Genomic DNA, 4323 nt, shown 5'->3' with positions numbered 1-4323 from the left:
CAGCACTCAGCACTCCTACAAGTGTCGCTTTTGATGCCACTTCCAGGCATGGGTGACAATCTCTTTGATGTCTGGGTATTGTGGTTGCCAATTAAGAATTTTTCTGGCTTTCTCGCCACTACCAATGAGAGATGGCGGATCACCAGGGCGGCGATCGCATTCTTCAACTGGTATGGTTAATCCAGTAACTGCGGCCGCAGCTGCAATCACTTCTCTAACTGAGAAGCCGTTGCCATTACCTAAGTTGAAAACTTCGCTGTCACCATCTTTTAATAAATATTGCAATCCCAGAACATGGGCATCGGCTAAATCGCTTACGTGAATATAATCACGAATACAAGTACCATCAGGGGTGGGATAATCTGTACCAAAAATGGAAATAGATTTTCTTTTGCCTAAAGCGGTGAGCAGTACTAAGGGGATTAAGTGGGTTTCTGGTTGATGATCTTCGCCTAGTAAGCCACCCGGATGAGCGCCAGCTGCATTAAAGTAGCGAAATCGGACTGATTTCAACCCGTAAGCCACATCAAAATCAGCCAGAATCCTCTCTACCATTAGCTTGGTAGCTCCGTAGGGATTAATGGGGTCTTGGGGATGATTTTCGGGAATAGGTACGATTTCTGGGACTCCGTAGGTCGCACAGGTGGAAGAGAAGACGAATTTATGAATAGATGCAGCTACCATCGCTTCTAACAGCGTCAGTGTACCTACAACGTTGTTACGGTAATATTTGGCTGGGTCTGTTACCGATTCACCTACGTATGCGTATGCGGAAAAGTGCATAACTGCGGTGATATTGCGGGTTTTAAATAAGTTATCCAATAAGGCGCGATCGCCTGTATCTCCTACTACCAACTCTACCTGCAAAACCTGTTCTACTAAGTCTTGATGTCCATAAACCAGATTATCGAGTATGACGACTTCATAACCCGCTCGCTTGAGGGCAAATACAGTATGGGAACCAATATATCCAGCACCCCCGGTAACTAAGATGCTGGGCTTTCCATTCGACATAATTTTTCCTTTAGAGTTGACAACTATTCAACTAATTTAGTTTACTGGTGCCACATTACTCATCTAAAAAATGACAAATAATAGACGCAGTGTGAAAAAATTGCACTAAAATCACTACGACGGTAGTCTGTGGTTTTAGGTTGGAGGTATTTGCTCTCAAGTAATAGTGCGATTACAATTTGACGAGAAAATACATCTTCTACCGAAAATCTCTAGGCTGACCCTTACGGGTGTGTCAGTTGTTCATGGGGGAAACTCCTGTTTTTAACTGGCTCATAGCAAAATAAAATTTGAGAGTTAATCTATGTTTCTATTGCTAAGTCGAGTGCTGCTGTGGCTGCTGATTGGCACTGTTGTATACTCTCTGTTCCAGAGATTTTATCCTTCTGGAACCTTTATCGGGAGATTAGTTTTAGTCATTGTGTTGATTGTCATCGCTTTGTCGTTTATTAACCCTAATGAACCAGCTGTGGCATCTTTGTGGAGGGTTGTATCATTTCCGCTTAAGCCTCTAGGGGCTTCGGTTTTACTGATGATGTTTGCATCTCAGAGAATTAAGGGCGGAGGTATAGATGCACCAGGGGGTTATTTGGTGGGTTGGTCGCTGACAATTTTACTGTTGGCAAGTACACCGGCGATCGCTTACTTTCTGGTGAGAGTACCTGTAGCAATGATGGGGGGTTCTAATGTAGTAGCTCAGGAAATCATTCAGGACTATGGGCTAGTGTCGTCTCTAAGACCTGACATTTTATCTTCAGAGGCGCTAGTAGCATTTAATCCCACAACTACGCCAACGATGATTTCCGATGTCCTAGAGAATAATCTCTTGCTAAACCAAAAACCAGGTCGTGCAACTATAGCATTTAACTCTTTGGGTGCAAAAGTTCCACCTTACCTGTTGCAAACTCCGACAACAGTTGGCGATCGCGGATTGCGAATAGAAGACTTTGTACCCAGCGCCCAAACTCTACAAGTCACAACCCAAGTATGGGAAAGTTATCTTAACCAGATTTACTTTTTCCTGCGTGGGAACCAGGTACGCTAAAAAAGTCATTTTCACGACTGAGATTCCTGGCCAAAATCCGCATCAGGAAAAATTAACCACAGATGTTTGATCGGTGCTGATCTATCTGCATCTGTGGTTGAATCTCAAAATATGAACTTTTTCTAGAGTTTTCATGACAACTGGCTGCTTGATCGGTGGCTCTATTCGTTAAAGTAAGATAGGTGGACTGCCGAAATTCCCAGAAAATACAGACTTATCAGCAGTTCATTCTCAGATGATTAAGTTGCAATATCGCTTTAATGGCAGAATCTCGACGACTTGCTAAACTCGGTGCTTATTTACGTCCCCATTGGCGGGAAACGGCATTAGGCATTCTCGCTTTATTATCTGTCAATGGGCTGGGTGTTTACATCCCCTGGTTAATTCGTTCAGCCGTTGACCAACTTTCAGCCAGCTTTAATTTCAACAACATATTATATTATGTAGTCCCGATTGTCTTGCTCAGTTCTGCGATGTGGCTGATTCGTATGGCTTCGCGCATCTGGCTGTTTGGAGTCGGAAGACAGGTAGAATTTGATCTCAAACAACGGATTTTTGAACATTTACTCAAGTTGGAGCCTTCTTATTTTGCCACTAACACTGCTGGAGATTTAATTAATCGCGCTACCAGTGATGTGGAAAATGTCAAGAGATTGGTGGGTTTTGCTGTACTGAGTTTAGCAAATACTCTGTTTGCCTATGCTTTGACCCTACCAGTAATGCTGACAATTAGTGTGAATCTCACATTAGCTTCCTTGGCTGTATATCCTTTTATGTTCTGGTTAGTGCATCTGTTTAGCAATCGCCTCCGCAAAGAACAAGCCGTAGTCCAAGAGGAACTATCAGATATTAGTGAACTCATTCAAGAGGATGTGAGTGGGATTGCAATGATTAAAATTTACGCTCAAGAAGAAAATGAGCGTCGGGCTTTTGCTCAAAAAAATCAGCAGCTATTGGCGGCTAACCTGCAACTAGCTAAAAGCCGAAATATCCTGTTTCCGTTAATCGGTGGTCTAGCTAATCTCAGTTCTCTGGTAATTATTTGGCTGGGGGCTACACAAATATCAACTGGAACCCTAGCTGTAGGCGATTTTTTGGCGTTGCTGATTTATGTGGAACGGCTAGTTTTCCCCACGGCTTTATTAGGGTTCACAATTACAGCTTATCAACGTGGTGAAGTGAGTGTTGATCGTTTGGAATCGATTCTTTCTGTCACGCCGAAAATTCAAGACGAAGGCGACGCTGTACATTTGCCTTTGGATGAGATTAAAGGAGAACTCACGGCCGAAAATCTCAGCTACACTTATCCCGGTGCGATGACTTCGGCTTTAAAAAATATCAACTTTACTATTTTCCCTGGGGAAACAGTATCGATTGTGGGGGCGATTGGTTCTGGTAAATCAACTTTAGCCAATGCGTTACCACGTTTATTAGATATTGCATCAGGACAGTTATTTCTAGATGGTGTGGATATTACCAAGATATCATTAGCAGATTTACGTCAGGCGATCGCCTACGTTCCTCAAGATAGCTTTTTATTTAGCACTACGATTAAGAATAATATCCGTTACAGTGATCCAGTTAGTGAAGTCCAAGATGTAGAGTATGTGGCTAAACTAGCTCAAATGGATGTTGAAATTAGCAATTTTCCCAATCAATACGAAACCATTGTTGGTGAACGGGGCATAACTCTATCTGGTGGTCAAAGACAACGTACTGCCTTGGCTAGAGCCATGTTGGTGGAAGCTCCAATATTAATTTTGGATGATGCCCTTTCTAGCGTAGATAATCAAACAGCTACCAAAATTCTCGATAATCTTGCCAGTGGTTCGAGACGCAAAACCATAGTTTTTATCACTCATCAGTTATCTGCGGCGGCGGCGGCTGACCGAATTTTTGTGATGGATAAAGGCCAAATAGTCCAGACAGGTAAGCACTCAGAATTATTACAAACCGAAGGTCTTTACAAAACTTTGTGGAGTCAGCATCAAGTCGAAGAGTTACTTCGTTAACAAATCAATTCTGCCATAGATGAACAACTTTAAAATTTGCCGTTATCTATGGCACGGGTAATATTTAGGGCTGGCTGAATAAATATAAAACCCAGATAAATCGAAGGTTTGAGGCTGATAAACTCGAAAGTAGGTGCAGGGTTTTTGAAGGTGTACCATCAAAAGTGTGAATTTTGGGTTGAATAAATCAGAAAATTTGGGGTTGACAGATAGCTGATACTTTTCCCTGTTCCCTGCCTCTACAACAAAACC

The 4323-nt window shown here is 42.5% G+C and carries 3 protein-coding genes; 2 read left to right on the top strand and 1 reads right to left on the bottom strand.

What is annotated here, in order from left to right; translation table 11 throughout:
- Positions 1 to 15 precede the first annotated feature (15 nt).
- The gene (galE, locus tag VB654_RS01510; RefSeq protein ID WP_323211565.1) at positions 16 to 1014 is read right to left on the bottom strand and encodes a UDP-glucose 4-epimerase GalE; all 999 of its coding nucleotides are present in this window, start codon (positions 1012 to 1014) and stop codon (positions 16 to 18) included.
- A gap of 304 nt (positions 1015 to 1318) precedes the next feature.
- Here galE and VB654_RS01505 point away from each other — a divergent pair, with 304 nt between their 5' ends.
- Entirely contained in the window at positions 1319 to 2059 is a 741-nt protein-coding gene (locus VB654_RS01505) for a hypothetical protein (protein ID WP_323211563.1), read from the top strand.
- Between the two features lie 260 nt (positions 2060 to 2319).
- Positions 2320 to 4071, top strand: a complete 1752-nt coding sequence (locus VB654_RS01500; RefSeq protein WP_323211561.1) for an ABC transporter ATP-binding protein — start codon at positions 2320 to 2322, stop codon at positions 4069 to 4071.
- Positions 4072 to 4323 lie beyond the last annotated feature (252 nt).

It is taken from the genome of Nodularia sp. UHCC 0506, assembly GCF_034931045.1.
GTDB lineage: Bacteria > Cyanobacteriota > Cyanobacteriia > Cyanobacteriales > Nostocaceae > Nodularia.
This window is presented reverse-complemented; position numbering and strand designations above follow the sequence as displayed.

Bases quoted from the DNA above. Each gene is read 5' to 3' on its own strand.
- VB654_RS01505 (WP_323211563.1), top strand. From the start codon at position 1,319: ATGTTTCTATTGCTAAGTCGAGTGCTGCTGTGGCTGCTGATTGGCACT.
- galE (WP_323211565.1), bottom strand. From the start codon at position 1,014: ATGTCGAATGGAAAGCCCAGCATCTTAGTTACCGGGGGTGCTGGATAT.
- VB654_RS01500 (WP_323211561.1), top strand. From the start codon at position 2,320: ATGGCAGAATCTCGACGACTTGCTAAACTCGGTGCTTATTTACGTCCC.